The sequence below is a fragment of the Streptococcus sp. V869 genome (genome assembly GCF_054353515.1).
The window spans coordinates 975,113-1,001,591 of record NZ_JBTHHW010000001.1 but is presented as its reverse complement, the minus strand read 5'-3'; the positions used below and the strand labels follow the sequence as shown (position 1 = coordinate 1,001,591).

Here is a 26,479-nt window from a genome sequence, read left to right as displayed (position 1 = left end):
AATGCTAGTTTCTATCTTTCCTGGGATCCTTACTTTTGTTCTTACAGTCGTAGGAATTCCAGCCTTTATCCGTTTTTACCACAAAGCACAAATTACCGGTCAGCAGATGCACGAGGATGTGAAACAACACCAGGCTAAAGCTGGGACGCCGACAATGGGAGGGATTGTCTTTCTCGTAACAAGTGTTTTCGTTAGTTTAGTTCTTGCTCTTTTGACCAATCAACTAACGAATAATGTAGGAATGATCCTCTTTATCCTAGTCTTATATGGTTTGGTTGGTTTCTTAGATGATTTCCTCAAAGTTTTCCGTAAAATCAACGAAGGGCTCAATCCTAAACAAAAACTCTTGCTTCAGTTAGTGGGAGGAGTTATCTTCTATTTCTTTTATGAAAGAGGAGGAGATATTTTAAATGTGTTTGGGTATCCATTGCACTTAGGATTTCTTTATATATTCTTTGCTCTCTTCTGGTTGGTTGGTTTTTCAAATGCTGTTAACTTGACTGACGGGATTGATGGTTTGGCAAGTATCTCGGTAGTGATTAGCCTGTCAGCCTATGGAGTGATTGCTTATGTGCAAAACCAGTTAGATATCTTGCTAGTGATTATAGCTATGATTGGTGGCCTTCTTGGCTTCTTTGTCTTTAACCACAAGCCTGCTAAGGTGTTCATGGGTGATGTGGGAAGTCTTGCTCTTGGAGGGATGTTGGCTGCTATTTCCATGGCGCTACACCAAGAATGGACCCTGCTCTTGATTGGTATAGTCTATGTTTTTGAAACGACATCTGTCATGATGCAAGTTAGCTACTTTAAGTTGTCTGGCGGAAAGCGTATCTTCCGTATGACTCCAGTTCACCACCATTTTGAATTGGGTGGCTTTTCAGGTAAAGGTCAGCCTTGGAGTGAGTGGAAAGTCGATTTCTTCTTCTGGTTAGTCGGTTTGCTAGCTAGTCTCTTAACTTTAGCTTTCATGTATTTATTTTAAATCGTAAATCGTTATCAAAGAGAAGGATTGAACCCTTCTCTTTTTCTGCTTATGAATCCTTTTCTCAAAAAGTAAAAATATGGTAAAATGGAAAAAAGAAAGTTGAGATTATGAGTTATTTTAAAAAGTATATATTTGACAAATCTAAGTTTAAGTTAGGGATGCGAACGTTTAAAACAGGAATCGCTGTTTTTTTGGTCCTTATGATTTTTGGTTTTTTTGGATGGAAGGGACTTCAAATCGGAGCGCTAACGGCTGTCTTTAGTTTGAGAGAAGACTTTGATAAGAGTGTTCATTTTGGTACTTCTCGTATTTTAGGGAATAGCATCGGTGGTTTTTATGCACTGATTTTCTTCCTCCTAAATAATTTTTTTCAGGGAGCCTTTTTGGTAACTCTCCTGGTTGTTCCGATTTGTACCATGTTAACCATTATGACAAATGTCGCCATGAATAATAAGTCGGGAGTCATCGGTGGAGTTGCAGCCATGTTGATTATTACCCTATCAATTCCAAATGGTGAAACTGTTTTGTACGTGTTTGCCCGAGTTTTTGAAACATTTATGGGTGTGTTTGTAGCAATTCTTGTAAATTACGACATTGACCGTTTGCGGAGTATTTTGCTGAAAAAATAAAATAATGTCACAAGATATAACATTAACAATTGACGATTGATTTTTTTTAGACTATAATAGACAGAAAGAAGAGGAAGTGCACATGAAGGAAAAAGAATTTCGTCGCAATATGGCAGTTTTCCCCATTGGTAGTGTTATGAAGTTGACCGATCTTTCGGCGCGTCAAATTCGTTATTATGAAGATCAAGAGTTGATAAAACCTGATCGCAACGAAGGTAATCGCCGGATGTATTCTCTAAATGATATGGATCGGTTGCTTGAGATTAAGGATTATATTTCTGAAGGTCTGAACATTGCTGCCATCAAGAAAAAATATGCTGAACGTGAAGCGAAATCTAGAAAACCAGTTAGTCAAACTGAAGTGCGTCGGGCGCTTCGGAATGAGGTTCTCCAACAAAGCCGCTTTGCTTCTCAACAATCACCTTTTGGTCGCGGTTAGGCAACCGCTAGTCGTCATATATAAGGAGAAAAACCATGCCAATCACAGCTGCAGATATTCGTCGTGAAGTTAAGGAAAAAAATGTAACCTTTATCCGCCTCATGTTTTCAGATATTTTGGGAACAATGAAAAACGTCGAAATTCCTGCTACAGATGAACAACTAGACAAGGTCTTGTCAAACAAGGCTATGTTTGATGGATCTTCTATTGAAGGGTTTGTTCGTATTAACGAATCGGATATGTATCTTTACCCTGACTTGGATACCTGGACAGTGTTTCCTTGGGGAGATGAGAATGGTAGTGTCGCAGGATTGATTTGTGATGTCTATACGACAGAAGGAAAACCATTTGCAGGAGACCCTCGTGGAAACCTCAAACGTGCTCTTCGTCACATGGAAGAAGTTGGATTCAAATCTTTCAACCTTGGACCAGAACCAGAATTCTTCCTATTTAAGCTTGATGAAAACGGGGACCCAACTCTTGAGGTAAATGACAAGGGTGGTTACTTTGATTTGGCACCTACAGACCTTGCTGATAACACTCGTCGTGAGATTGTTAACGTCTTGACCAAAATGGGATTTGAAGTGGAAGCAAGTCATCACGAAGTGGCCGTAGGTCAACATGAGATTGACTTTAAGTACGATGAAGTCCTCCGTGCTTGTGATAAGATTCAAATCTTTAAACTTGTTGTAAAAACAATTGCGCGTAAACACGGTCTCTATGCAACCTTTATGGCTAAACCTAAATTTGGTATCGCTGGTTCAGGGATGCACTGCAATATGTCCTTGTTTGATGCTGAGGGAAATAATGCCTTCTTTGATCCAAATGATCCAAAAGGAATGCAGTTATCAGAAACTGCTTACTACTTCCTTGGTGGTTTGATCAAACATGCCTACAACTATACAGCTATCATGAACCCAACCGTTAACTCATACAAACGTTTGGTTCCAGGCTACGAAGCCCCTGTTTACATCGCTTGGGCTGGCCGTAACCGTTCACCGCTTGTCCGTGTACCAGCTTCACGCGGAATGGGAACACGTTTGGAGTTGCGCTCAGTGGACCCAATGGCAAACCCTTATATTGCTATGGCTGTTCTTTTGGAAGTCGGTTTGAACGGTATCGAAAACAAAATTGAAGCACCAGCACCAATCGAAGAAAATATCTACATCATGACTGCTGAAGAGCGTAAAGAGGCTGGCATTACTGACCTTCCATCAACTCTTCACAACGCTTTGAAGGCTTTGACAGAAGACGAAGTCGTTAAGGCTGCTCTGGGTGAACATATCTATACGAGCTTCCTTGAAGCTAAACGCATCGAGTGGGCGAGCTATGCAACCTTTGTCTCACAATGGGAAATTGATAACTACCTAGATCTTTACTAATAACAAATAAGAAGATTGTCCGTGAGGACGATCTTTTTTTCTTGCAATTTATATCGAGGTGTGATATATTTTACATAACGAAGTGCGATATATTGAACTGAATTGGAGGTCTGGTTAAATGGAATTAACAGATAAGATTAGGAGGGTCTACCTTCCTATGACTGAAACGGGTTTTTATATTCTGTTCTGTCTGCAAAAGGAGAACCATGGTTATGGTATTACGCAAAAGGTCAAAGAGATGACAGATTCACAGGTTTCAATTAGTCCCGGAACTATGTATGGAACCTTGTCAAAGATGGAAAAGGATGGTTTGATTTCCTTTGTCCGAGAAGAGGAAAAACGAAAAATCTATCAGATAACAGACTTGGGCCGAAAAGTTTTAGAGATTGAGTTGAAACGTATTGAACGACTCTACAGAAACAGTCGGGAGGAGCTTTGATGGAAAAGAAAGTTTATAGGATTTGTACCATTGCGGATTATGATAGAGAAGCTCTCTATCTCAGGGAAATGCATGCTCAGGGCTGGAAACTTAAGGAAGTAAGTTACTCTAACTTAGCAGTTGCGGTTAAGTATACTTTTGAAAAGTGCCAACCGGAGCAGGTGGTTTATCAGTTGGACTTTTATCCTATGAAAAAGTCAGAGAGAGCCTCCTATTTACAACTGTTTAAAGATTGTGGCTGGGAGCATATTACAGACTTTAATGGTTTTTCTTATTTTAGAAAACCTTATTCTCAAATTGAATCGGATAAAGAGTTTGAAATTTATAATGATGCGGCCGGGAAGTTAGCCATGGTCAAGCGCATTTTAATAATGCGGATGCTTCCTGTTTTGATTCTCTTTTCAGTGCTACTACCGGTTTTCTCAAAGTTACTCAGTGGAAGAAGTTATTTCAGTTGGGGAATGTTTTTGATTGTTATCATAGACGGTACTTTATTGATAGTTTTTGCGATTCAGATTTCTTATATTTTTTGGAGATTGTTTCAAAAGTGGAAAGAATTATCTGATAAATAAAACCATTTTGGAGGTTAGACAATGAATAGCAAAGTACAATTTCGAATGTTTACCATTTTTGATTTGGATAAGGTAGAAGATTATTTGCATGAGATGCATTTGAAAGGTTGGAAATTTAAATCGAATCGTTTTGGCTTTTTCTATTTTGAACAATGCCAACCTGATGATGTAGTTTACCGTGTGTGGAATACTAGCTATCTTAGAAAAAATGAGCTAGATTTACAAGGTATTAAGGATAGAGGATGGGAATTTGTGGGAAATTGTTCTTATTCTGTTTTTCGAAAAGCGACTTGTGATGTAGATTTAAATGATCGATTTTTCATGGACAATCGTCTTAGATGGGATGGTGTGAAATCTGGACTTCGTACAGCTACAGTTTCTATCTCTGGTGGTCTAGTTGTTTGTATGAGTCTGTTTCGCGAAAGTCTCTCTCGGTCCTTCTTCATTATTTTTGCCCTATATGCTCTCATGATTATTTATCTAATCTATAGTTTTTATAGACTTAAACGGAAATATCTTGTTGATTGACAATAGTTTCTAGGTCCTCAGACTGATTTTTAGCACTCTTGGCGAAAGAGTGCTAATTTTTTGAGTTTTTGTCTTGACATTCTTTTCTAAGGGTGTATAATAGAATCATAAGTTAGCACTTGGATGTCACGAGTGCTAAAAAGATCTATCAGAGAGGAGTGACGAGATGGTTACGGAACGTCAGCAGAATATTTTAAATCTGATTATTGACATCTTTACCAAAACGCACGAACCTGTTGGATCCAAAGCCTTGCAAGAGTCTATCAACTCTAGTAGTGCTACCATTCGAAATGATATGGCAGCCTTAGAAAAGCAAGGTTTGCTTGAAAAGGCTCATACTTCCAGTGGTCGGATGCCGAGTGTGGCTGGATTTCAATACTATGTCAAACACTCTTTATCCTTTGACCGTTTAGCTGAGAATCAAGTTTATGAGATTGTAAAAGCTTTTGATCAGGAGTTCTTCAAACTTGAGGATATCCTTCAAGAGGCAACGAAAATCTTGTCAGACTTGAGTGGTTGTACGGTTGTAGCACTGGATGTTGAACCAAGTAGGCAGAAGCTAACAGCTTTTGATATTGTTGTCCTCGGACAACATACAGCTCTGGCGGTTTTTACGCTTGATGAGTCTAGAACAGTTACCAGTCAGTTTTTGATTCCGAGAAATTTCTTGCAGGAGGATTTAAATCGCCTCAAGACCATGATTCAAGAACGTTTCCTGAATCAAACTGTTTTGGATATTCACTACAAGATTCGGACAGAGATTCCGCAGATTATCCAACGTTACTTTACAACAACGGATAACGTCATGGACCTTGTCGAACATATCTTCAAAGAAATGTTCAATGAAAATATCGTGGTTTCTGGAAAAGTCAATCTTCTGAATTTCGCAAATCTAGCAGCTTATCAGTTTTTTGATCAGCCACAAAAAGTAGCTTTAGAAATTCGAGAGAATCTGATTGGAGACCAGATGCAAAGTGTCCGAGTTGCGGATAGCCAAGAATCTTGTCTTGCTGACTTAGCAGTGATTAGCAGTAAGTTTCTGATTCCCTATCGTGGATTTGGAATTCTTGCGATTATAGGTCCGGTAAATCTGGATTATCAACAATTGGTTAATCAACTTAATGTTGTCAATCGAGTTTTGACTATGAAGTTGACGGATTTTTACCGCTATCTCAGCAGCAATCACTATGAAGTGAATTAAGATTGAAATCATTAAAGGAGGCGAAAATGGCCCAAGATATTAAAAATGAAGAAGTAAAAGAAGAGGAAGTTGTGGAAACAGCTGAAGAAACAACTCCTGAGAAGTCTGAACTGGACTTGGCAAATGAACGTGCCGAAGAATTTGAAAACAAATATCTTCGAGCTCATGCAGAGATGCAAAACATTCAGCGCCGTGCCAATGAAGAGCGTCAACTCTTGCAACGCTATCGCAGCCAAGATTTGGCAAAAGCAATCTTACCATCACTAGATAACTTAGAGCGTGCCCTTGCCGTTGAAGGTTTGACAGATGATGTGAAGAAGGGCTTGGAAATGGTGCAAGAAAGTTTGGTACATGCTCTAAAAGAAGAAGGAATTGAAGAAATTCCAGCGGATGGAGAATTTGACCATAACTACCACATGGCTATCCAAACTTTGCCTGCAGATGACGAACATCCAGCAGATACCATCGCACAAGTCTTCCAAAAAGGCTATAAACTCCATGACCGTATCCTAAGACCGGCTATGGTAGTGGTTTATAACTAGGATACAAAGCCCGTAAAAAGCTCACAGTAAAAATAGGAGATTGACGAAGTGTTTGATGAACACAAGGAAATCTATCTTTTTTACCCAGAGATTAGGGCGTGTTCAGCTAGGCTAGAGAACTTAAAAACCTTGTCCGAAATGACACTAAACTATGAAAGAAAGATAAACAAAGGTTCAGCTTTGCAATAGTGAGCGAAGCGAACCAAAGGCGATACTCTTCGCCGTGGCGGTATCTTCGCAAACTTTGAGACCTGTGGCTCAAAGTTTAGTCAAAGAGATTGACGAAGTCAAGCTCTGACGGCGTCGCCACTTAAGAAGAGTATCAAAAAGAAAAAAGAGAAAAAATAACAAGGAGAAAAACATATGTCTAAAATTATCGGTATTGACTTAGGTACAACAAACTCAGCAGTAGCAGTTCTTGAAGGAACTGAAAGCAAAATTATCGCAAACCCAGAAGGGAACCGCACAACTCCATCTGTAGTTTCATTCAAAAACGGTGAAATCATCGTTGGTGACGCTGCAAAACGTCAAGCGGTAACAAACCCAGATACAGTCATCTCTATCAAATCTAAGATGGGTACTTCTGAAAAAGTTTCTGCTAACGGAAAAGAATACACTCCGCAAGAAATCTCAGCTATGATTCTTCAATACTTGAAAGGTTACGCTGAAGAATACCTTGGTGAAAAAGTAACCAAAGCAGTTATCACCGTTCCAGCTTACTTTAACGATGCTCAACGTCAAGCAACTAAAGACGCTGGTAAAATTGCTGGTCTTGAAGTAGAACGTATCGTCAACGAACCAACTGCAGCAGCCCTTGCATACGGTTTGGATAAGACTGATAAAGAAGAAAAAATCTTGGTATTCGACCTTGGTGGTGGTACATTCGACGTATCTATCCTTGAATTGGGTGACGGTGTCTTCGATGTATTGGCAACTGCAGGGGATAACAAACTCGGTGGTGATGACTTTGACCAAAAAATCATCGACTACTTGGTGGCAGAATTCAAGAAAGAAAATGGTATCGACTTGTCAACAGACAAGATGGCTCTTCAACGTTTGAAAGACGCAGCTGAAAAAGCGAAGAAAGACCTTTCTGGTGTGACTTCAACACAAATCAGCTTGCCATTTATCACTGCTGGTGAGGCTGGACCTCTTCACTTGGAAATGACCTTGACTCGTGCGAAATTCGATGATTTGACTCGTGACCTTGTAGAACGTACTAAAGTTCCAGTTCGTCAAGCTCTTTCAGATGCAGGTTTGAGCTTGTCAGATATCGACGAAGTGATTCTTGTCGGTGGTTCAACTCGTATCCCTGCCGTTGTAGAAGCTGTTAAAGCTGAAACTGGTAAAGAACCAAACAAATCAGTGAACCCTGATGAAGTTGTGGCTATGGGTGCTGCAATCCAAGGTGGTGTCATCACTGGTGATGTCAAAGACGTTGTCCTTCTTGACGTAACCCCATTGTCACTTGGTATCGAAACAATGGGTGGAGTATTTACAAAACTTATCGACCGCAACACAACTATTCCAACATCTAAATCACAAGTCTTCTCAACTGCAGCAGACAACCAACCTGCCGTTGATATCCACGTTCTTCAAGGTGAACGCCCAATGGCAGCAGATAACAAGACTCTTGGACGCTTCCAATTGACTGATATCCCAGCTGCACCTCGTGGTATCCCACAAATCGAAGTAACATTTGACATCGACAAGAACGGTATCGTATCTGTTAAGGCCAAAGATCTTGGAACTCAGAAAGAACAAACAATTGTTATCCAATCTAACTCAGGTTTGACAGACGAAGAAATCGATCGCATGATGAAAGATGCAGAAGCTAACGCTGAAGCAGATAAGAAACGTAAAGAAGAAGTTGACCTTCGTAACGAAGTAGACCAAGCAATCTTTGCGACTGAAAAGACAATCAAAGAAACTGAAGGCAAAGGCTTCGATGCAGAACGTGATGCTGCACAAGCTGCCCTTGATGACCTTAAGAAAGCCCAAGAAGACAACAACTTGGACGAAATGAAAGCAAAACTTGAAGCATTGAACGAAAAAGCACAAGGACTTGCCGTTAAACTCTACGAACAAGCCGCAGCAGCGCAACAAGCCCAAGCAGGAGCAGAAGGCGCACAAGCAACAGGAAACGCAGGCGATGACGTCGTAGACGGAGAGTTTACGGAAAAATAAAATAGTCCAGTGGACTATTTTATCCCGAGCTTGAAAATCGGGGAGCGAGGCGTTAATAATGAATACTCACTCTTGTGATTGTCATTCTACGATAATCGCTATGCGCCTTTCCTAAATGCCTAACTAGTAAATGATAAGAAGAAATCCAGAGGTTGCAACCCAGCCTCTGTTTTTCGGTAAAATGGGACGATACTAATATTTTAGTTCGTTTCGCAATACTAGAAAGAAAGGAACAAAGAGTGTTCGCAACTGAACACGGGTTCCAAAGTTTCTAATTCAATATAAAAGAAAGGAACAAAGAGCGTTCGGGGAATTGAACTCGAGCGGAAAGCTTGGAAATTAGATAAACCACCTAAGAAATCAGGATTTCTTGTCGGTTTCCTAAATTTCAGTCGCTTTCTGTTCGCTCTTAGTATCTTGTATGAACAATACTGAATTTTATGACCGTTTGGGCGTTTCAAAGAATGCATCTCAGGATGAAATCAAGAAAGCCTATCGGAAATTATCTAAAAAATATCACCCAGATATCAACAAGGAGCCTGGTGCTGAGGAAAAGTACAAGGAAGTTCAAGAAGCTTATGAGACTTTGAGTGACGAACAAAAACGTGCTGCTTACGACCAATATGGTGCTGCTGGTGCCAATGGTGGCTTTGGTGGTGCAGGCGGTTTCGGTGGTTTCGACGGTGCAGGTGGTTTTGGCGGCTTCGAAGATATTTTCTCAAGTTTTTTCGGCGGAGGCGGTTCTTCTCGCAATCCAAACGCACCTCGTCAAGGTGATGATCTCCAGTATCGCGTCAATTTGACTTTTGAAGAAGCTATCTTTGGTACTGAAAAAGACGTCAAATACAATCGTGAATCAAGCTGTCGTACATGTAATGGATCTGGTGCTAAGCCTGGAACAAGTCCAGTTACTTGTGGACGCTGTCACGGTTCTGGTGTTATCAACGTCGATACTCAAACACCGCTTGGTATGATGCGTCGCCAAGTAACCTGTGATGTCTGTCATGGTCGCGGAAAAGAAATCAAAGATCCATGTACAACTTGTCATGGAACAGGTCATGAAAAACAAGCCCACAGTGTCCATGTAAAAATTCCAGCAGGTGTCGAAACTGGTCAACAAATTCGTCTAGCTGGTCAAGGGGAGGCTGGATTTAACGGCGGACCATACGGTGACTTGTATGTTGTTGTTAATGTTGAGCCGAGCGACAAATTTGAACGTGAAGGAACAACTATTTTCTACAAGTTGAACCTCAATATCGTCCAAGCAACTCTTGGTGATACTGTAGATATCCCAACTGTTCACGGTGATGTTGAATTAGTGATTCCAGAGGGAACTCAAACCGGTAAACGATTCCGCCTGCGTGGTAAGGGAGCTCCGAGCCTACGTGGTGGTGCTGTTGGTGACCAATATGTCACTGTTAATGTCGTGACTCCAACAGGCTTGAACGAACGTCAAAAAGCAGCCTTGAAAGAATTCGCAGCTGCAGGTGATTTGAAAGTCAATCCAAAGAAAAAAGGATTCTTTGACCATATAAAAGATGCCTTCGAGGGTGAATAAAACAAAAAGAGCCATGAGGCTCTTTTTGTTTGTAGTTAGTAACGGAGAAAAGATTCTCTGACTGATCTGCTATTCAGAACTTTGGCTGAACAAGCCAGCTTCATCCATTTCCTGGATGAGATGCTTGAGTTCTGCTTCCTTGCCAGGTTTCACAGTTACGGTATCAATGTGCTTAATCGCCGAATTATCCTGGATATCCACCAAGGTCAACGCTTTTTCATAGAATGCGATTCCCTTTTTCATGCTTTCCGAATCCTTCAGAGTTAGACTTGTATAAGAAGAATGTGATTTTTTTCCGTTTTCTCGGAAATACTTCTCGCCTTCCTCCTCTAAAAATTGGGATAAACCATGATTGAATAAGTTGTCCTCTACTGAATGGTAGGAAATATCTCCTGTGTTTAGGACATAGACTTTGAGTCGGTTTTTAGTCAGGTTTGGACTTTCTTTTAGAACTGGGTGGCTATTGACAACATCATCAGAGAAAGTCACATAAAAATCTAAGCCTCCTCCCTCGTATTGATAGCTGCCATTTGATTCTACTTTCTCAGGAGGTAGGTCAAGGGAGATAAAGATTTGTTTTAAGGCTTCATTTCCTTTTCTGATGTCACTCGGTGAGGCCTTGAACAGATTGGCCAGTATTAAAAATGCCAGGGTTGCAAGAAGGCAGAGGCCACCAGAAATAATCAAGATGACTTTTAAAAACAGTTTCATTTTTAGTCCCTCCCTTTTCTGTTAGGAACTGGTAATCCAATGTGAATTTAAGGGGATATAAGAAAAGTTGGAAACTTTCTTTTTCTTAGTCTTCTTCAGTTTCTCGTAATTCTTTTATGACATCAAGTCTTGCTTGAAGGTCTTTTTCAAAGACTTTAAATTTGTAAGTGAGGTCTTCTTGGTATTCTTTGATGACTTCTTTTTGTTGATTGATAATTTGGAGACTATTTTGGATGACATCCAAATCATCTTTGATTGCTTCAACGCGATCAGTGGTATCTAAAACTTCTTCAGTGATAACTTCACGATTCTTAACGAGGAGGTAAGATCCAACTGCAGAGCCTGCAAAAAGTAGTAAATTTGATAGTTTCATAGGAACTCCTTAAGCGTTTTTGATGGTTTCAGCGACTTGGGCAAGTTTGTCAAAGTCGGGTTCATGGGCTACAAAGTCAATTTTGAGGTCATCCTCGGCACCATAGCGAGGGACGAGGTGAACATGGGTATGAAAGACTGTTTGTCCAGCGACTTCTTCGCAGTTGGCGATGATATTCATACCATCAGCTTGGGTAGCCTTCATGACTTTTTGAGCAATGACTGGAATCTTAGCGAAGAGTTGGCTAGCGCTAGTGGCGTCCATTTCCAAAAGATTGCGATGGTGTTCTTTGGGAACAACCAAGGTGTGCCCAGGTGTTACTTGTGAGATATCAAGGAAGGCAAGAACTTGATCATCTTCGTAAACTTTTGATGCGGGAATTTCCCCAGCGATAATTTTACAAAAAATGCAATCTGACATAAAATCTACCTCTAGTGTATTGAATTTTGATATAATATAGCTACATTATACCAGATTCGGAGAAAATATGTTAGAAATTAAAAACCTGACAGGAGGCTATGTTCACGTACCTGTCTTGAAGGATGTATCTTTTTCAGTTGAGAGTGGACAGTTGGTCGGTTTGATTGGTTTAAATGGTGCTGGTAAATCAACGACTATCAATGAAATTATTGGCCTCTTGACCCCCTATAGTGGAGAGATAAAGATTGACGGCTTAACCCTGCGTGAGGATGCAACTAGCTATCGTAAGAAGATTGGTTATATCCCTGAAACTCCTAGCTTGTATGAAGAACTAACTCTCAGAGAACATATCGAGACAGTTGCTATGGCCTATGGTATTGAGCAAACTATCGCTTTCGAACGTGTAGAACCGCTTTTAAAAATGTTTCGTTTGGACCAGAAATTGGATTGGTTCCCGGTTCATTTTTCCAAAGGGATGAAGCAAAAGGTTATGATTATCTGTGCTTTTGTTGTGGATCCAAGTCTCTTTATCGTAGACGAGCCTTTCCTTGGCCTCGACCCCTTGGCGATTTCAGACTTGATTCAACTTCTAGAAGCGGAAAAGAAAAAAGGAAAGTCTATCCTTATGAGTACCCACGTCCTTGATTCAGCTGAAAAGATGTGTGACTCTTTTGTCATTCTCCACAAAGGTCAAGTGAGAGCTCAAGGAAATCTCCAACAACTCCGAGAAGCCTTTGCCATGCCAGATGCAAGCCTTAATGATATCTATTTGGCTCTGACCAAAGAGGAGGAGCTATGAAAGACTTGTTTTTAAAACGAAAGCAGGAATTTCGCAAGGAATGTTTGGGCTACCTTCGTTATGTGCTCAATGATCATTTTGTTTTGTTTTTATTGGTGTTGCTAGGTTTTTTGGCCTACCAGTACAATCAGTTATTGCAACATTTTCCTGCAAATCATTTCCCAATCCTAATTTTGCTTGGGATTATATCTGTTTTACTGTTGCTTTGGGGTGGTATTGCGACTTATCTAGAAGCACCGGACAAACTCTTTCTCTTGGTAGCTGAAGAAGAAGTGAGAGAACACATCCAGAAGCAAAGTCTGGTCTCTTTCATCTTTTGGGTCAGTGTACAGACTCTCTTTTTGCTCTTGTTTGCCCCTTTATTTCTAGCCATGGGTCTTGGTTTGCCGATTTTTGGAGTCTATCTCCTTGTTCTAGGAATTATAAAATACGTGATTTTTCGTCAAAAATCCAGAAAATTTTTCCTTGAAAATGGACTTGATTGGAATTTTGCCATTGCTCAAGAGAGCAAACGCAAGCAGTTCTTACTTCGATTTTTTGCCCTCTTTACCCAGGTCAAGGGAATTTCAAACAGCGTTAAGAGACGGGCTTATCTAGACTTTATCCTCAATGGAGTTCAGAAAGTGCCGGGGAAAATCTGGCAGAATCTTTATCTTCGCTCCTATTTGAGAAATGGGGATTTATTCGCCCTTAGTCTGCGACTGCTAATCCTATCCTTATCAGCTCTCGCGTTTATTGAACAATCCTGGATTGCACTAGCGATTGTAATTTTATTCAATTATCTTTTATTGTTTCAGCTTCTAGCTCTCTATCATGCCTTTGATTATCAATATCTAACGCAGCTATTTCCAGTAGGAAAGGGGCAAAAAGAGAGAGGTTTGAAGGAAATCTTGAGAGCAATTGGCATGTTTGTCCTAGCCTTGGAAAGTCTCTTAGGATTGCTTGTTTTCAAGGACAAAATTCTAGTTTTAGTCCTTGTGGGAGCAGGCCTTGTATTGCAATATCTTTATTTGCCATATCAACTGAGAAGATTGGTTGACGAATAGCATAAAAATTAGTAGAATAATAAGGAAACTTTATTCGGAGGAAAGAAATGGACTTGGGTGATATTGAGCTAACGCTAACCCCGATATCAGGGAAGAGCGGGAAAGCTTATATGGGAAGTTATCCTGATGGAAAACGTGTTTTTATAAAAATGAATACTTCTCCAATCCTGCCTGGTTTAGCTAGAGAGCAAATTGCACCACAATTGCTCTGGAGCCGTCGTTTACCAGACGGCCGTGATATGTCCGCTCAGGAGTGGTTGGCAGGAAAAATTTTGACGCCAAGCGATATGAACCGTAAACAAATTATCGATATTTTGACACGTTTACACCGTTCACGTCCCTTAATGACCCAGTTGACACGCTTGGGATATGCGATGGAAACACCTTCGGATTTACTTCAGTCATGGATAAATAAGGCTCCTGATGCGTTGAAAAATAACCAGTATCTACGACTGGTCTTGAGTGATATGCGTGAAAATCTTCCTGGCTTCAGAGAAGATTATGCAACCATAGTCCATGGGGATGTTCGTCACAGCAATTGGTTTGAGACAGAGAGTGGCTTGATTTACTTGGTAGACTGGGATTCTGTTCGCTTGACGGATCGTATGTTTGATGTGGCCTATCTGCTCTGTCACTATATTCCAGAGTTTCAATGGCAAGAGTGGCTGACTAATTATGGATACAAGTACAATCAAACGGTTTTGAATAAGTTATATTGGTATGCTCAGCTATCATTTTTGAGTCTGATTACCAAATACTATGAAAATCAAGATTTGGATAATGTAAATCGGGAGATTTATGCTTTGCGTACCTTCCGAGATAAGTATGGAAAGAAAAAATGAGAGTTAGAAATCGTAAAGGTGCAACTGAACTGTTAGAGGCTAATCCACAGTATGTTGTCTTAAATCCCGCAGAAGCTAAAGGCAAGTGGCGAGATTTATTTGGCAATGACAATCCAATCCATGTAGAGGTTGGTAGTGGGAAAGGGGCTTTTATATCAGGAATGGCCAAACAAAATCCTGATATTAACTATATCGGAATTGATATTCAGAAATCTGTCTTAAGTTATGCTTTAGACAAGGTCTTAGAGGTTGGAGTTCCTAATATCAAACTCCTATGGGTTGATGGTTCAGAGTTGACCAATTATTTTGAAGATGGTGAGATTGATCGTTTGTACCTGAATTTTTCAGATCCTTGGCCTAAAAAACGACATGAAAAGCGTCGTTTGACCTACAAGAGCTTCTTGGATACCTTTAAGCGTATCTTGCCTGAACATGGTGAAATTCACTTCAAGACGGATAACCGTGGCTTGTTTGAGTATAGTTTAGTGAGTTTTTCTCAATATGGCATGAAGCTCAATGGCGTATGGCTTGATTTGCATGCTAGTGATTTTGAAGGAAATGTCATGACGGAATACGAGCAAAAGTTCTCAAGCAAGGGTCAAGTCATTTACCGAGTTGAAGCGGAATTTTAAGAAAAAGCTTGAATCCAAGCTATTTGGGTGCTTATACTTTACATTAGTACTTAAAAGTGCTATACTAATAGCAAGAATATAAGAAAGAGAGGCGGGGAGATATCTTCGCCTCTTGCTTATGAGGAGGTGGACGCAATCGCAACGATCGTTGAATTAGTCAGAGAAGTCGTAGAACCTGTCATTGAAGCTCCTTTCGAACTCGTAGATATCGAGTATGGAAAGATTGGCAGTGACATGATTCTTAGTATTTTTGTAGACAAGCCTGGAGGAATCACCTTGAATGATACAGCAGACTTGACTGAAATTATCAGTCCTGTCCTAGATACTATCAAGCCGGATCCCTTCCCAGAACAATATTTCCTAGAAATTACCAGTCCAGGATTGGAGCGTCCTTTGAAAACCAAGGAAGCAGTCGCTGGATCGGTCGGGAAATACATCCATGTCGGGCTCTACCAAGCCATCGATAAGCAAAAGGTTTTTGAAGGAACCTTATTGTCCTTTGAAGAGGATGAATTGACAATGGAATATATGGATAAAACGCGCAAGAAAACAGTCCAAATTCCATATAACTTGGTATCAAAAGCACGTTTAGCAGTAAAATTATAGAAAAGAAAGGATAGCTTTTGAGAATTCAAAAGTAAAAAGAACATGAGTAAAGAAATGCTAGAGGCCTTCCGCATTTTGGAAGAAGACAAGGGAATCAAGAAAGAAGATATCATCGACGCAGTAGTAGAATCACTTCGTTCTGCTTATCGTAGACGCTATGGTCAATCAGATAGCGTAGCTATCGACTTCAACGAAAAAACAGGTGACTTTACAGTCTACACAGTTCGCGAAGTTGTTGATGAAGTATTTGATAGCCGTTTGGAAATCAGCTTGAAAGATGCTCTTGCCATTAATTCAGCCTATGAGCTTGGTGACAAAATCAAATTTGAAGAAGCACCAGGAGAGTTTGGTCGTGTAGCGGCTCAGTCTGCGAAACAAACCATCATGGAAAAAATGCGCAAGCAAACACGTGCCATTACCTATAATACATACAAAGAACATGAACAAGAAATCATGTCAGGTACAGTCGAACGTTTTGATAACCGCTTCATTTATGTCAACCTTGGTAGCATCGAAGCCCAATTGTCAAAACAAGACCAAATTCCTGGAGAAGTTTTTGCTTCTCATGATCGTATCGAAGTCTATGTTTACAAAGTGGAAGATAACCCTCGTGGAGTTAACGTCTTTGTTAGCCGTAGCCATCCAGAAATGATTAAACGTTTGATGGAACAAGAAATTCCAGAAGTCTACGATGGTACTGTTGAGATTATGAGTGTAGCTCGTGAAGCGGGTGACCGTACCAAGGTTGCAGTTCGTAGTCACAATCCAAACGTGGATGCTATCGGAACAATCGTAGGACGCGGTGGTGCTAACATCAAGAAAATCACAAGCAAATTCCATCCAGCTCGTTACGATGCTAAGAGCGACCGCATGGTACCTGTAGAAGAAAACATCGATGTAATCGAGTGGGTAGCAGATCCAGCTGAATTTATTTACAATGCTATTGCTCCTGCAGAAGTTGACCAAGTTATCTTTGATGAAAATGATAGCAAGCGTGCCTTGGTCGTCGTGCCAGATAACAAACTATCTCTTGCAATCGGTCGTCGTGGGCAAAACGTTCGCTTGGCAGCTCACTTGACTGGATACCGCATTGATATCAAGTCAGCTAGTGAGTTTGAAGCGATGGAAGAAGCTGATCAAGTTGATTACGCAACAACAGAAGAGTATATTGAAGAATAAGATTGCTAGAGGAGGGAAAGATGAAAACAAGAAAAATCCCTTTGCGCAAGTCTGTTGTTTCCAACGAAGTAATTGATAAGCGAGATTTACTCCGTATTGTCAAGAACAAAGAAGGCGAAGTCTTTATCGATCCGACAGGCAAGGCTAATGGCCGTGGCGCTTATATCAAGCTAGACAATGCAGAAGCCCTAGAGGCTAAAAAGAAAAAAGTCTTTAACCGTAGCTTTAATATGGAAGTTGAAGAAAGCTTTTATGACGAGTTGATCGCCTATGTTGATCACAAAGTAAAAAGAAGAGAGTTAGGACTTGAATAAGCAAAGAGTAGGTAATCTCTTGGGATTGGCTCAACGAGCAGGGAAAATTATCTCGGGTGAAGAAATGGTTGTCAAAGCCATTCAGGAACAGAAAGCTAAGCTGGTATTTCTAGCACATGATGCTGCTCCCAACCTGACCAAGAAGATTCAAGATAAAAGTCACTATTATCAAGTAGAAGTTGTAACCGTGTTTTCAACACTGGAATTAAGCATAGCAGTTGGAAAATCAAGAAAGGTTTTAGCTGTGACAGATGCTGGATTTACAAAGAAAATGAGGTCTCTTATGGAATAGAAGAGGAGGACATGATTTGTCTAAGAAAAGATTGTACGAAATCGCAAAAGAACTTGGAAAAGAAAGTAAGGAAGTTGTAGCGCGTGCCAAAGAGTTGGGCTTGGAGGTGAAGAGCCACTCGTCAAGCGTTGAAGCTGATGCTGCTGAAAAAATCGTTGCTAGCTTTAAGCCTGCTGCTCCTAAAGCAGAAGCAAAACCTGTAGCACCAAAAGCAAGTGAAGCGAAGGTAGAAAAGAAATCTGAAACACCAGTAGCTCCTAAGGAAGAGAAAGTAGTAGCTGCTAGACCACAAAGCCGAAACTTCAAGGCAGAGCGTGAAGCTCGTGCAAAAGAGCAAGCAGAGCGACGCAAGCAAAACAAGGGCAACAACCGTGACCAACAACAAAATGGCAACCGCCAAAAGAATGAGAACCGTAATGGTGGAAAACCAGGTCAAGGAAACCGCGACAACCGTCGTTTTAATGATCAAGCCAAGAAACAGCAAGGTCAAGGAAATCGTGGGAACGATCGCCGCCAACAAGCGGACAATCGTCCGAACCAAGCTGGCCCACGTATTGATTTCAAGGCTCGTGCAGCAGCCCTGAAGGCGGAGCAAAATGCCGAATACGCACGTTCAAGCGAGGAACGCTTCAAACAGTCACAAGCAGCTAAAGAAGCTTTAGCTCAAGTTAATAAACGCAAAGAACCAGAGGAAATCTTTGAAGAAGCTGCTAAGCTAGCTGAACAAACTCAGCAAGCGGTTGAAGTAGCTCCTGTAGTCAAAGAGCCTGTAGTGGATACACGTCGTAAAAAACAAGCCCGACCAGACAAAGATCGTGATGATTACGATCGTGAAGAAGATGGTCCTAGAAAACAACAAAAGAATCGAAGTAGTCAGAATCAAGTGAGAAATCAAAGAAATAGTAACTGGAATAACAATAAGAAAAATAAAAAAGGTAACAAACAAAACAACCGTAACCAGGCTCCAAAACCTGTTACAGAGCGTAAATTCCATGAATTGCCAACAGAATTTGAATATACAGATGGTATGACTGTTGCGGAAATCGCAAAACGTATCAAACGTGAACCAGCTGAGATTGTTAAGAAACTATTTATGATGGGCGTAATGGCCACTCAAAACCAATCTCTGGATGGAGAAACAATTGAACTCCTTATGGTTGATTACGGAATTGAAGCTAAACAAAAGGTTGAAGTGGATAATGCTGATATCGAACGCTTCTTCGTGGAAGATGGATACCTCAATGAAGATGAGTTGGTTGAGCGTCCACCAGTTGTAACCATCATGGGACACGTTGACCATGGTAAAACAACACTTTTGGATACTCTACGTAATTCACGTGTTGCTACAGGAGAAGCAGGTGGTATCACTCAGCATATCGGTGCCTACCAGATCGAAGAAAATGGTAAGAAGATTACCTTCCTCGATACACCAGGACACGCGGCCTTTACTTCTATGCGTGCACGTGGTGCCTCTGTTACTGATATTACCATCTTGGTCGTAGCGGCAGATGACGGGGTTATGCCTCAAACTATCGAAGCTATCAACCACTCAAAAGCGGCTAATGTTCCAATCATCGTTGCCATTAACAAGATTGATAAACCAGGTGCCAATCCAGAACGTGTAATCGGTGAATTGGCTGAACACGGTGTTATGTCAACTGCTTGGGGTGGAGATTCTGAGTTTGTAGAAATCTCAGCCAAATTCAACCAAAATATCGATGAACTCTTGGAAACTGTCCTTCTTGTGGCTGAAATCCAAGAACTTAAAGCAGATCCGACAGTTCGTGCCATCGGTACTGTTATCGAAGCGCGCTTGGATAAAGGAAAAGGTGCGGTTGCAACCCTCCTTGTACAACAAGGTACTTTGAACGTTCAAGACCCAATCGTTGTCGGAAATACCTTCGGTCGTGTACGTGCCATGACCAATGACCTTGGACGTCGTGTGAAGGTGGCTGGACCATCTACTCCGGTTTCTATCACAGGTTTGAACGAAACGCCAATGGCAGGTGACCACTTTGCCGTATACGAAGATGAAAAATCTGCTCGTGCAGCTGGTGAAGAACGTGCTAAACGTGCTCTTATGAAGCAACGTCAAGCTACTCAACGTGTCAGCCTAGAAAATCTATTTGACACTCTTAAAGCTGGTGAACTTAAATCTGTTAACGTCATCATCAAAGCTGACGTACAAGGTTCTGTTGAAGCTCTTGATGCTTCCCTTCAAAAGATTGATGTGGAAGGTGTAAAAGTTACCATCGTTCACTCAGCAGTTGGTGCGATCAATGAATCTGACGTCACCCTTGCCGAAGCTTCAAATGCCTTTATCATTGGTTTCAACGTACGCCCTACACCACAAGCTCGTCAACAAGCAGAAGCAGACGATGTAGAAATCCGTCTCCACAGCATTATCTACAAGGTTATCGAAGAGATGGAAGAAGCTATGAAAGGGATGCTTGATCCAGAATTCGAAGAAAAAGTTATCGGTGAAGCAATCATCCGTGAAACCTTCAAAGTATCTAAAGTCGGAACAATCGGTGGATTTATGGTTACTAGCGGTAAAGTTACTCGTGACTCTAAAGTCCGTGTTATTCGTGACGGAGTCGTTATCTACGACGGTGAACTTGCAAGCTTGAAACACTATAAAGATGATGTCAAAGAAGTTACAAACGGCCGTGAAGGTGGTCTCATGATTGATGGCTACAATGATATCAAGACAGATGATGTGATTGAGGCATACATCATGGAAGAAATTAAGAGATAATAGAGAAACGATAGCCAATTTGACTCGTCGTCAACAGCGCCTTGATGAACCCTTAGTTCTATCTAAGGCTTGTTTCCTAGATTCAAATGGCTCTAGTTCCTCTATCTAATAAAAATAGCTAGGTCTGCTGGCCTAGCTTTTGGTTCAATAGAGAGGAAGGAATAGCATGGGAAATCATTTCCGTACGGACCGTGTGGGCATGGAAATCAAGCGTGAAGTCAATGAGATTTTACAAAAGAAAGTCCGTGATCCACGTGTCCAAGGAGTGACCATCACAGATGTTCAGATGCTAGGTGACTTATCTGTAGCTAAGGTCTACTATACTATTTTGAGTAACCTTGCCTCAGATAATCAAAAAGCTCAAATCGGACTTGAAAAAGCAACCGGAACCATCAAACGTGAACTTGGTCGTAATTTGAAATTGTATAAAATTCCAGACTTAACTTTCGTTAAAGACGAATCCATCGAGTATGGAAACAAGATTGACGAGATGCTACGCAATCTGGATAAGAACTAAGAAAGAGGGGGAACCCTCTTTTTTGTTTTATAAACGAGGACTCTGCTTTACTAAAAGCTTATCAAGAAAAAATGAGTTCAGAAAATTTCTTTTCTAGAATAAATGTGATATGATATAGTTCAAAATTGATAGAAGAAGAGAAAAAAACAAGATGTCTAAACAAGATGTAGCTTTGCAAGTATTGCAACAAGTCGTGAAACTCCCTGTTGTCAAAGTTGATCGGTCAAAATTTTTAGTAGATAAATTTTCCAAACTATTGGATCCAAAGGATATTCCTAGATTATTAGAAGAGGGCCCAACAGCCTTATTGTCTCAAGATGCTTTAGATAAAGTTGCCGATACTTGTATCAAGGATAATGTCTTATTGGCAAGTGGTACTTCTGTAATTGCAGGTATACCAGGTGGTCTAGCTTTGGCAATCACCATCCCAACAGATGTTGCTCAGTTTTATGCTTTTTCCTTAAAACTAGCGCAAGAATTGGGATATATTTATGGCTATGATGATCTTTGGGCTTCTCGAAATGAATTGAGTGAAGAAGCCAAAAATACACTCTTGCTCTATCTCGGAGTTATGCTTGGAGTCAATAGCGCTGGAGCTCTCCTTCGATCTGGTGGAGTTTCAGTTGCTAAACACATCATGAAGACAGTTCCCCAGAAGGCTTTAGCTAAGACTTTGTGGTATCCCATTTTAGAAAAAGTTTTGAAAATTTTTGGGGTAAATCTGACAAAGGGAGGTTTTGCTAAAGGGCTAGGCAAATGTATCCCGATTCTAGGAGGTATCGTTTCAGGTGGTTTAACCTATACAACTATGAAACCGATGGGTAAAAGTTTGCAAAGAGAATTATCCAAACTAGTCAATTACAATGAAATTCAATATCAAAAGGACGTAGAGATAATTCGAAAAGAAGCAGAAATTATCGAAGCAGAGTAATGTGAAGAAACTAGCAGGCTTGTACTGCTAGTTTTTTTATCTAAATCCTTGTGGTATAATAAGAAAAGAAAAACTAGCGAGAGAATATGATGGAGGTTGTGATGGATAATATTATTGATGTATCTATTCCTGTTGCGGAAGTGGTGGACAAGCATCCAGAGGTTTTAGATATTTTAGTTGAGCTTGGTTTTAAACCTCTTGCAAATCCTTTGATGCGCAATACTGTAGGTCGAAAGGTTTCGCTCAAACAAGGTTCTAAGCTCGAAGGAACTCCTATGGACAAGATTGTACGAACCCTTGAAGCAAATGGTTACGAAGTGATTGGATTAGACTAATGACAGATGAACGAATTCATGTCCTTCGGGATATTTTATTAGAATTGCATCATGGAGCATCTCCTGAATCCGTTCAGGAATGCTTTGATGCAACCTTCACAGGTGTATCAGCCATTGAGATTTCTCTCATGGAACATGAGCTGATGAACTCAGACTCAGGTGTAACATTTGAGGATGTCATGGAGCTCTGTGATGTCCATGCCAATCTTTTTAAAAATGCTGTTAAGGGTGTTGAGGTTGAGGATACTGAACATCCAGGTCATCCTGTGCGTGTCTTCAAGGATGAAAATCTAGCCCTACGTGCAGCCTTGATTCGTGTTCGTAGATTGTTAGACACATATGAGTCTATGGAAGACGAGGAAATGCTTACGGAGATGCGTAAAGGTTTGGTTCGCCAAATGGGACTTGTAGGCCAGTTCGACCGTCACTACCAGCGCAAGGAAGAACTCTTCTTTCCAATCATGGAGCGTTATGGACATGACTCGCCTCCAAAGGTCATGTGGGGAGTGGATGACCAAATCAGGGAACTCTATCAAAAAGCTTTATCTTCAGTTAAATCTTTGCCAGAAACAACCATTGCAAATGTAAAAGAAACCTTTGAAGCTTTTGCGACAGAGTTTGAGAGTATGATTTTTAAGGAAGAGTCTATCCTTCTCATGATTCTACTCGAATCCTTTACCCAAGATGACTGGATTCAGATTGCCGAGGAAAGTGATGCCTATGGCTATGCTATCATCCGTCCGTCTGAAAAATGGGTACCAGAACGTCAGAGTTTTGTTGATGAAAAAAGAGAAGAGGAGCCTGTGCAGTTAGATAAGTCAGATGGCCAAGTTCAGCAAGTGATTGATACGCCAGAAGGGCAGTTTACTATTACCTTTACACCTAAGGAAAAGGAAGCAGTGCTAGACCGTAATATCCAACAGGCTTTTGGCAACGGTTATCTCTCGGTTGAACAAGCCAATCTTATCCTTAATCACCTGCCTATGGAGATTACCTTTGTTAATAAGGATGATATCTTCCAGTATTATAACGATAATACACCAGCAGATGAGATGATTTTCAAGCGGACACCATCCCAAGTCGGGCGAAATGTTGAGCTTTGTCACCCACCCAAGTACCTAGACAAGGTAAAGGCCATTATGAAAGGTCTTCGTGAGGGGGAAAAAGACAAGTATGAGATGTGGTTCAAGTCGGAGTCACGGGGCAAGTTTGTCCATATCACCTATGCTGCGGTACACGATGAAGACGGAGAGTTTCAAGGAGTCTTGGAGTATGTTCAGGATATCCAGCCTTACCGTGAGATTGATACAGACTACTATCGAGGAATAGAATAAGGAGAGACAATGAGTTACGAACAAGAATTTATGAAAGAATTTGAAGCTTGGGTCAATACCCAAATCATGATTAACGATATGGCCTTCAAAGAAAGTCAAAAGGTCTATGAAGAAGATCAAGATGAGCGCGCTAAAGATGCCATGATTCGCTACGAAAGTCGCTTGGACGCCTACCAGTTCTTGCTAGGTAAGTTTGAAAACTTCAAGGCAGGCAAGGGATTCCATGATTTACCAGAAGGTTTGTTTGGTGAGAGAAATTATTAAATTGTAGAAAATGGAAAGGGGAGTGGAACTCCCTTTTTCATTGTTCCTTGAGCCTTTTTGTGTTACAATGTTAGCATGAAAACGAAAAATATTATTAAAACAGGTTTAGTCGTGGCAGGGCTTGGAGCACTTGCCTTTGGTGCTAAGAAAGTAGCTGATGATCACAAACTCATGAAGACACAGGAAGAGTTAACTGCTGTTGTGCGTGACTATTTCTCAGAAATGGGTGAGATTGGGACTCTCTATATCCAAGTCTACGAAAGTAGCCTAGAACGTCTTGTTGGTGGTGTCATTTTTGAAGATGGTCGTCACTATACCTTTGTCTATGAAGATGAAGATCTCATCTACGAGGAGGAAGTCTTATGATTTCTCCTAAAAATATAGAAGAATTAGCAAATCTAGTAGAGCAGGATGGCAAGAAGGTCTTCCTTTTTGTTGCGGATTGGTGTGGCGATTGCCGTTATATCTATCCTGCCTTGCCAGAGATTGAAGCGGCAAATCCAGAGTTCACTTTTATACGGGTAGACCGTGATGAGTACATGGAACTTGCTAAACTTTGGGATGTATACGGGATTCCAAGTCTTGTTGTTTTAGACAAGGACAAGGAGATTGGACGTTTTGTCAATCGTGATCGTAAAACCAAGGGGCAAATCAATGACTTTTTAGCAGGTTTGAAATAGGAGAAAAGAATGATTTTTACATATAATAAAGAACATGTCGGCGATGTCCTTATGGTCATCGTGAAAAACAGTGGAGATGCCAAACTAGATGTTGAGCGTAAAGGCAATGTGGCGCGTGTTTTCCTAAAGGGAACTGGTGAAACTGTTGCATGGAATATTTTTGAAGTTTCTAGCTTGTTTGAACTTGAAGACCGTGGCCAAGTATTTCTAACAGACGACCAAGTGGCTCGTTTGAATCAAGAATTGCAAGTTCAAGGATTTACTGAAGAAATCATCAATGACAAGGAACCAAAATTTGTCGTTGGAGAAATTGTAGAGATGGTTGCGCATCCAGATAGTGATCACTTGAATATCTGCCAAGTTGCTGTTGGAAATGATAAAACAGTACAAATCGTTGCGGGTGCTCCTAATGCGCGTGTCGGCTTGAAAACCATTGTAGCTCTTCCAGGAGCGATGATGCCAAAAGGCAATCTCATTTTTCCAGGGGAACTTCGTGGAGAAAAGAGTTTTGGTATGATGTGTAGTCCTCGTGAACTTGCCTTACCAAATGCTCCGCAAAAGCGTGGTGTTATTGAATTGTCAGAAGACCAAGTTGTTGGAACTCCATTCGATCCGGCTAAACACTGGACAGTTTAATTGGTAACGAGTATCTATTAAACTAGATAGGAGAAAGTAAGATGGCAAAAAATGTAGTGATTACAGGTGCAACATCAGGTATTGGTGAAGCAATCGCGCGTGCCTATCTAGAAAAAGGTGAAAATATTGTTCTCACAGGACGTCGAACAGAAAGACTCCAAGCTCTCAAAGCAGAGTTTGCAGAAGCCTTTCCGAATCAAAATGTTTGGACCTTTCCGCTAGATGTGACCGATATGAATATGGTCAAGACTGTTTGTTCAGATATTCTAGAAACTATAGGTCAGATAGATATCCTAGTTAATAACGCTGGACTTGCTTTAGGCTTAGCTCCCTATCAGGACTATGAAGAGTTGGATATGCTGACCATGCTGGATACCAATGTCAAGGGCTTGATGGCTGTTACTCGTTGCCTCTTGCCTTCCATGGTAGCTGCCAATCAAGGTCATATCATTAATATGGGTTCGACCGCAGGTATTTACGCCTATGCGGGTGCAGCAGTCTATTCAGCAACCAAGGTTGCAGTCAAAACTTTTTCGGATGGCTTACGTATCGATACTATTGCTACAGATATCAAGGTGACCACTATTCAACCTGGAATTGTAGAGACGGATTTTTCTAAGGTACGTTTTCATGGAGATGAAGCACGGGCTGCGACGGTCTATCAGGGAATCGAAGCCTTGCAAGCACAAGACATCGCTGATGCAGTAGTTTATGTGACCAGTCAACCACGTCGTGTACAAATCACAGATATGACCATCATGGCCAATCAACAAGCTACTGGATTTACGATTCACAGAGATTAATATTATTTAAAAAAAGTTACAGATTTTGTAACTTTTTTTATTTTTCTTCGAATAGATAAGTAGGAGGATGAAAAATGTATAATAAAGTTATTCTTATTGGAAGAATTGTGGCAACGCCAGAATTGCACAAAACCAACAATGATAAGTCTGTAGCTCGTGCGACGATTGCCATTAACCGTCGTTTTAAGGATCAAAACGGGGAACGTGAAGCGGACTTCATCAATATTGTGGTCTGGGGGAAATTGGCTGAAACCTTGGCCAGCTACGCGACTAAAGGCAGTCTCATTTCTGTAGATGGGGAGCTCCGTACCCGTAAGTTTGAGAAGAATGGTCAGACCAACTACGTGACCGAAGTTCTCGCTACAGGCTTCCAACTTTTGGAAAGTCGTGCTCAACGCGCGATGCGTGAAAATAATGCAGGTCAAGACTTAGCAGATTTAGTTTTGGAAGAGGAGGAACTTCCCTTCTAGTAATAATAAAGAAAGCTGGTTCGTCAATAGACCAGCTTTTTTGGTTTATTATAGTCAAATGATTCGGGAATTACT

General features: G+C 40.9%; 33 protein-coding genes. 30 read left to right on the top strand and 3 right to left on the bottom strand.

Annotation, left to right across the window (positions count from 1 at the left end; genetic code table 11):
* Position 1: 1 nt before the first annotated feature.
* The 11 genes from mraY to dnaJ all read left to right on the top strand — a co-directional run bounded on the left by mraY (position 2) and on the right by dnaJ (position 10,462).
* Positions 2-982 (top strand): phospho-N-acetylmuramoyl-pentapeptide-transferase, encoded by a 981-nt coding sequence (gene mraY / locus ACXYSN_RS04940; RefSeq protein ID WP_458636348.1) that lies wholly within the window; start codon positions 2-4, stop codon positions 980-982.
* A 110-nt stretch (positions 983-1,092) separates the two neighbouring features.
* Positions 1,093-1,614, top strand: a complete 522-nt coding sequence (locus ACXYSN_RS04935; RefSeq protein ID WP_458636347.1) for an FUSC family protein — start codon at positions 1,093-1,095, stop codon at positions 1,612-1,614.
* An 82-nt stretch (positions 1,615-1,696) separates the two neighbouring features.
* A complete protein-coding gene (gene glnR, locus ACXYSN_RS04930; protein ID WP_414354229.1) occupies positions 1,697-2,053 on the top strand; it encodes a transcriptional repressor GlnR in 357 nt (118 codons plus the stop codon).
* Positions 2,054-2,088: 35 nt separating this feature from the next.
* The gene (gene glnA, locus ACXYSN_RS04925) at positions 2,089-3,435 is read left to right on the top strand and encodes a type I glutamate--ammonia ligase (protein WP_254726567.1); all 1,347 of its coding nucleotides are present in this window, start codon (positions 2,089-2,091) and stop codon (positions 3,433-3,435) included.
* Between the two features lie 118 nt (positions 3,436-3,553).
* Positions 3,554-3,874 carry a PadR family transcriptional regulator gene (locus ACXYSN_RS04920; RefSeq protein WP_049508281.1) on the top strand — a complete coding sequence of 107 codons (321 nt, stop codon included), beginning with the start codon at positions 3,554-3,556 and terminating at the stop codon, positions 3,872-3,874.
* Entirely contained in the window at positions 3,874-4,446 is a 573-nt protein-coding gene (locus ACXYSN_RS04915; protein ID WP_458636346.1) for a DUF2812 domain-containing protein, read from the top strand. The genes ACXYSN_RS04920 and ACXYSN_RS04915 overlap by 1 nt, the downstream gene beginning before the upstream one ends.
* Before the next feature lie 21 nt (positions 4,447-4,467).
* Entirely contained in the window at positions 4,468-4,974 is a 507-nt protein-coding gene (locus ACXYSN_RS04910) for a DUF2812 domain-containing protein (RefSeq protein WP_458636345.1), read from the top strand.
* A gap of 166 nt (positions 4,975-5,140) precedes the next feature.
* A complete protein-coding gene (hrcA, locus tag ACXYSN_RS04905) occupies positions 5,141-6,175 on the top strand; it encodes a heat-inducible transcriptional repressor HrcA (protein ID WP_458636344.1) in 1,035 nt (344 codons plus the stop codon).
* Positions 6,176-6,201: 26 nt separating this feature from the next.
* Complete coding sequence (gene grpE, locus ACXYSN_RS04900; protein WP_016466798.1) at positions 6,202-6,717, top strand: nucleotide exchange factor GrpE; 516 nt, start codon at positions 6,202-6,204, stop codon at positions 6,715-6,717.
* Between the two features lie 363 nt (positions 6,718-7,080).
* A complete protein-coding gene (gene dnaK / locus ACXYSN_RS04895) occupies positions 7,081-8,904 on the top strand; it encodes a molecular chaperone DnaK (protein ID WP_414292876.1) in 1,824 nt (607 codons plus the stop codon).
* Between the two features lie 421 nt (positions 8,905-9,325).
* On the top strand, positions 9,326-10,462 hold the full coding sequence (gene dnaJ / locus ACXYSN_RS04890) for a molecular chaperone DnaJ (protein ID WP_458636343.1): 1,137 nt from the start codon (positions 9,326-9,328) through the stop codon (positions 10,460-10,462).
* 69 nt (positions 10,463-10,531) lie between these two features.
* Here dnaJ and ACXYSN_RS04885 read toward each other — a convergent pair whose 3' ends face one another.
* From ACXYSN_RS04885 to ACXYSN_RS04875, 3 genes are all read right to left on the bottom strand, one after another.
* The gene (locus tag ACXYSN_RS04885) at positions 10,532-11,173 is read right to left on the bottom strand and encodes a hypothetical protein (protein WP_441348554.1); all 642 of its coding nucleotides are present in this window, start codon (positions 11,171-11,173) and stop codon (positions 10,532-10,534) included.
* An 85-nt stretch (positions 11,174-11,258) separates the two neighbouring features.
* The gene (locus tag ACXYSN_RS04880; RefSeq protein ID WP_254726550.1) at positions 11,259-11,546 is read right to left on the bottom strand and encodes a hypothetical protein; all 288 of its coding nucleotides are present in this window, start codon (positions 11,544-11,546) and stop codon (positions 11,259-11,261) included.
* 9 nt (positions 11,547-11,555) lie between these two features.
* Positions 11,556-11,966: an HIT family protein gene (locus ACXYSN_RS04875; protein WP_254726549.1), complete on the bottom strand. Its 411-nt coding sequence runs from the start codon at positions 11,964-11,966 to the stop codon at positions 11,556-11,558.
* Between the two features lie 67 nt (positions 11,967-12,033).
* Between ACXYSN_RS04875 and ACXYSN_RS04870 the strand changes: the two genes are divergently transcribed.
* The 19 genes from ACXYSN_RS04870 to ACXYSN_RS04780 all read left to right on the top strand — a co-directional run bounded on the left by ACXYSN_RS04870 (position 12,034) and on the right by ACXYSN_RS04780 (position 26,404).
* The gene (locus ACXYSN_RS04870; RefSeq protein WP_458636342.1) at positions 12,034-12,765 is read left to right on the top strand and encodes an ABC transporter ATP-binding protein; all 732 of its coding nucleotides are present in this window, start codon (positions 12,034-12,036) and stop codon (positions 12,763-12,765) included.
* Positions 12,762-13,811 carry an ABC transporter permease gene (locus ACXYSN_RS04865; RefSeq protein WP_458636341.1) on the top strand — a complete coding sequence of 350 codons (1,050 nt, stop codon included), beginning with the start codon at positions 12,762-12,764 and terminating at the stop codon, positions 13,809-13,811. Before ACXYSN_RS04870 ends, ACXYSN_RS04865 begins: the two co-directional genes overlap by 4 nt.
* A 47-nt stretch (positions 13,812-13,858) precedes the next feature.
* On the top strand, positions 13,859-14,653 hold the full coding sequence (ccrZ, locus tag ACXYSN_RS04860; RefSeq protein ID WP_303943521.1) for a cell cycle regulator CcrZ: 795 nt from the start codon (positions 13,859-13,861) through the stop codon (positions 14,651-14,653).
* On the top strand, positions 14,650-15,285 hold the full coding sequence (trmB, locus tag ACXYSN_RS04855; protein WP_458636340.1) for a tRNA (guanosine(46)-N7)-methyltransferase TrmB: 636 nt from the start codon (positions 14,650-14,652) through the stop codon (positions 15,283-15,285). Before ccrZ ends, trmB begins: the two co-directional genes overlap by 4 nt.
* 126 nt (positions 15,286-15,411) lie before the next feature.
* Positions 15,412-15,891, top strand: coding sequence for a ribosome maturation factor RimP (gene rimP, locus ACXYSN_RS04850; protein ID WP_458636339.1), 480 nt, complete (start codon positions 15,412-15,414; stop codon positions 15,889-15,891).
* Positions 15,892-15,933: 42 nt separating this feature from the next.
* Positions 15,934-17,070: a transcription termination factor NusA gene (gene nusA / locus ACXYSN_RS04845; protein ID WP_441348549.1), complete on the top strand. Its 1,137-nt coding sequence runs from the start codon at positions 15,934-15,936 to the stop codon at positions 17,068-17,070.
* A gap of 20 nt (positions 17,071-17,090) precedes the next feature.
* Positions 17,091-17,384 (top strand): RNase P modulator RnpM, encoded by a 294-nt coding sequence (gene rnpM / locus ACXYSN_RS04840; protein WP_006144965.1) that lies wholly within the window; start codon positions 17,091-17,093, stop codon positions 17,382-17,384.
* Positions 17,377-17,676: a YlxQ-related RNA-binding protein gene (locus ACXYSN_RS04835; protein WP_303943518.1), complete on the top strand. Its 300-nt coding sequence runs from the start codon at positions 17,377-17,379 to the stop codon at positions 17,674-17,676. Before rnpM ends, ACXYSN_RS04835 begins: the two co-directional genes overlap by 8 nt.
* Positions 17,677-17,692: 16 nt before the next feature.
* On the top strand, positions 17,693-20,434 hold the full coding sequence (infB, locus tag ACXYSN_RS04830; protein ID WP_458636338.1) for a translation initiation factor IF-2: 2,742 nt from the start codon (positions 17,693-17,695) through the stop codon (positions 20,432-20,434).
* Positions 20,435-20,600: 166 nt separating this feature from the next.
* Complete coding sequence (gene rbfA / locus ACXYSN_RS04825; RefSeq protein ID WP_006150303.1) at positions 20,601-20,951, top strand: 30S ribosome-binding factor RbfA; 351 nt, start codon at positions 20,601-20,603, stop codon at positions 20,949-20,951.
* 151 nt (positions 20,952-21,102) lie between these two features.
* Entirely contained in the window at positions 21,103-21,882 is a 780-nt protein-coding gene (locus tag ACXYSN_RS04820; RefSeq protein WP_458625328.1) for a hypothetical protein, read from the top strand.
* A 101-nt stretch (positions 21,883-21,983) separates the two neighbouring features.
* A complete protein-coding gene (locus ACXYSN_RS04815; protein ID WP_000368732.1) occupies positions 21,984-22,217 on the top strand; it encodes a DUF1858 domain-containing protein in 234 nt (77 codons plus the stop codon).
* On the top strand, positions 22,217-23,551 hold the full coding sequence (locus tag ACXYSN_RS04810; RefSeq protein WP_458636337.1) for a DUF438 domain-containing protein: 1,335 nt from the start codon (positions 22,217-22,219) through the stop codon (positions 23,549-23,551). The genes ACXYSN_RS04815 and ACXYSN_RS04810 overlap by 1 nt, the downstream gene beginning before the upstream one ends.
* Positions 23,552-23,560: 9 nt before the next feature.
* Positions 23,561-23,815 (top strand): DUF1912 family protein, encoded by a 255-nt coding sequence (locus tag ACXYSN_RS04805; RefSeq protein ID WP_458636336.1) that lies wholly within the window; start codon positions 23,561-23,563, stop codon positions 23,813-23,815.
* Positions 23,816-23,890: 75 nt separating this feature from the next.
* Positions 23,891-24,181 (top strand): DUF4651 domain-containing protein, encoded by a 291-nt coding sequence (locus tag ACXYSN_RS04800; protein WP_458636335.1) that lies wholly within the window; start codon positions 23,891-23,893, stop codon positions 24,179-24,181.
* Positions 24,178-24,495, top strand: a complete 318-nt coding sequence (locus ACXYSN_RS04795) for a thioredoxin family protein (protein ID WP_458636334.1) — start codon at positions 24,178-24,180, stop codon at positions 24,493-24,495. Before ACXYSN_RS04800 ends, ACXYSN_RS04795 begins: the two co-directional genes overlap by 4 nt.
* Before the next feature lie 9 nt (positions 24,496-24,504).
* A complete protein-coding gene (gene ytpR, locus ACXYSN_RS04790) occupies positions 24,505-25,131 on the top strand; it encodes a YtpR family tRNA-binding protein (RefSeq protein ID WP_458636333.1) in 627 nt (208 codons plus the stop codon).
* Between the two features lie 41 nt (positions 25,132-25,172).
* Entirely contained in the window at positions 25,173-25,934 is a 762-nt protein-coding gene (locus tag ACXYSN_RS04785; protein ID WP_458636332.1) for an SDR family NAD(P)-dependent oxidoreductase, read from the top strand.
* Positions 25,935-26,008: 74 nt separating this feature from the next.
* Positions 26,009-26,404 carry a single-stranded DNA-binding protein gene (locus ACXYSN_RS04780; RefSeq protein ID WP_006151850.1) on the top strand — a complete coding sequence of 132 codons (396 nt, stop codon included), beginning with the start codon at positions 26,009-26,011 and terminating at the stop codon, positions 26,402-26,404.
* Positions 26,405-26,479 lie beyond the last annotated feature (75 nt).

Excerpts from the sequence above, each read along its gene's own strand:
- mraY (WP_458636348.1), top strand. The coding sequence starts at position 2 with ATGCTAGTTTCTATCTTTCCTGGGATCCTTACTTTTGTTCTTACAGTC.
- ACXYSN_RS04935 (WP_458636347.1), top strand. The coding sequence starts at position 1,093 with ATGAGTTATTTTAAAAAGTATATATTTGACAAATCTAAGTTTAAGTTA.
- glnR (WP_414354229.1), top strand. The coding sequence starts at position 1,697 with ATGAAGGAAAAAGAATTTCGTCGCAATATGGCAGTTTTCCCCATTGGT.
- glnA (WP_254726567.1), top strand. The coding sequence starts at position 2,089 with ATGCCAATCACAGCTGCAGATATTCGTCGTGAAGTTAAGGAAAAAAAT.
- ACXYSN_RS04920 (WP_049508281.1), top strand. The coding sequence starts at position 3,554 with ATGGAATTAACAGATAAGATTAGGAGGGTCTACCTTCCTATGACTGAA.
- ACXYSN_RS04915 (WP_458636346.1), top strand. The coding sequence starts at position 3,874 with ATGGAAAAGAAAGTTTATAGGATTTGTACCATTGCGGATTATGATAGA.
- ACXYSN_RS04910 (WP_458636345.1), top strand. The coding sequence starts at position 4,468 with ATGAATAGCAAAGTACAATTTCGAATGTTTACCATTTTTGATTTGGAT.
- hrcA (WP_458636344.1), top strand. The coding sequence starts at position 5,141 with ATGGTTACGGAACGTCAGCAGAATATTTTAAATCTGATTATTGACATC.
- grpE (WP_016466798.1), top strand. The coding sequence starts at position 6,202 with ATGGCCCAAGATATTAAAAATGAAGAAGTAAAAGAAGAGGAAGTTGTG.
- dnaK (WP_414292876.1), top strand. The coding sequence starts at position 7,081 with ATGTCTAAAATTATCGGTATTGACTTAGGTACAACAAACTCAGCAGTA.
- dnaJ (WP_458636343.1), top strand. The coding sequence starts at position 9,326 with ATGAACAATACTGAATTTTATGACCGTTTGGGCGTTTCAAAGAATGCA.
- ACXYSN_RS04885 (WP_441348554.1), bottom strand. The coding sequence starts at position 11,173 with ATGAAACTGTTTTTAAAAGTCATCTTGATTATTTCTGGTGGCCTCTGC.
- ACXYSN_RS04880 (WP_254726550.1), bottom strand. The coding sequence starts at position 11,546 with ATGAAACTATCAAATTTACTACTTTTTGCAGGCTCTGCAGTTGGATCT.
- ACXYSN_RS04875 (WP_254726549.1), bottom strand. The coding sequence starts at position 11,966 with ATGTCAGATTGCATTTTTTGTAAAATTATCGCTGGGGAAATTCCCGCA.
- ACXYSN_RS04870 (WP_458636342.1), top strand. The coding sequence starts at position 12,034 with ATGTTAGAAATTAAAAACCTGACAGGAGGCTATGTTCACGTACCTGTC.
- ACXYSN_RS04865 (WP_458636341.1), top strand. The coding sequence starts at position 12,762 with ATGAAAGACTTGTTTTTAAAACGAAAGCAGGAATTTCGCAAGGAATGT.
- ccrZ (WP_303943521.1), top strand. The coding sequence starts at position 13,859 with ATGGACTTGGGTGATATTGAGCTAACGCTAACCCCGATATCAGGGAAG.
- trmB (WP_458636340.1), top strand. The coding sequence starts at position 14,650 with ATGAGAGTTAGAAATCGTAAAGGTGCAACTGAACTGTTAGAGGCTAAT.
- nusA (WP_441348549.1), top strand. The coding sequence starts at position 15,934 with ATGAGTAAAGAAATGCTAGAGGCCTTCCGCATTTTGGAAGAAGACAAG.
- rnpM (WP_006144965.1), top strand. The coding sequence starts at position 17,091 with ATGAAAACAAGAAAAATCCCTTTGCGCAAGTCTGTTGTTTCCAACGAA.
- rbfA (WP_006150303.1), top strand. The coding sequence starts at position 20,601 with ATGGGAAATCATTTCCGTACGGACCGTGTGGGCATGGAAATCAAGCGT.
- ACXYSN_RS04820 (WP_458625328.1), top strand. The coding sequence starts at position 21,103 with ATGTCTAAACAAGATGTAGCTTTGCAAGTATTGCAACAAGTCGTGAAA.
- ACXYSN_RS04815 (WP_000368732.1), top strand. The coding sequence starts at position 21,984 with ATGGATAATATTATTGATGTATCTATTCCTGTTGCGGAAGTGGTGGAC.
- ACXYSN_RS04810 (WP_458636337.1), top strand. The coding sequence starts at position 22,217 with ATGACAGATGAACGAATTCATGTCCTTCGGGATATTTTATTAGAATTG.
- ACXYSN_RS04805 (WP_458636336.1), top strand. The coding sequence starts at position 23,561 with ATGAGTTACGAACAAGAATTTATGAAAGAATTTGAAGCTTGGGTCAAT.
- ACXYSN_RS04800 (WP_458636335.1), top strand. The coding sequence starts at position 23,891 with ATGAAAACGAAAAATATTATTAAAACAGGTTTAGTCGTGGCAGGGCTT.
- ACXYSN_RS04795 (WP_458636334.1), top strand. The coding sequence starts at position 24,178 with ATGATTTCTCCTAAAAATATAGAAGAATTAGCAAATCTAGTAGAGCAG.
- ytpR (WP_458636333.1), top strand. The coding sequence starts at position 24,505 with ATGATTTTTACATATAATAAAGAACATGTCGGCGATGTCCTTATGGTC.
- ACXYSN_RS04785 (WP_458636332.1), top strand. The coding sequence starts at position 25,173 with ATGGCAAAAAATGTAGTGATTACAGGTGCAACATCAGGTATTGGTGAA.
- ACXYSN_RS04780 (WP_006151850.1), top strand. The coding sequence starts at position 26,009 with ATGTATAATAAAGTTATTCTTATTGGAAGAATTGTGGCAACGCCAGAA.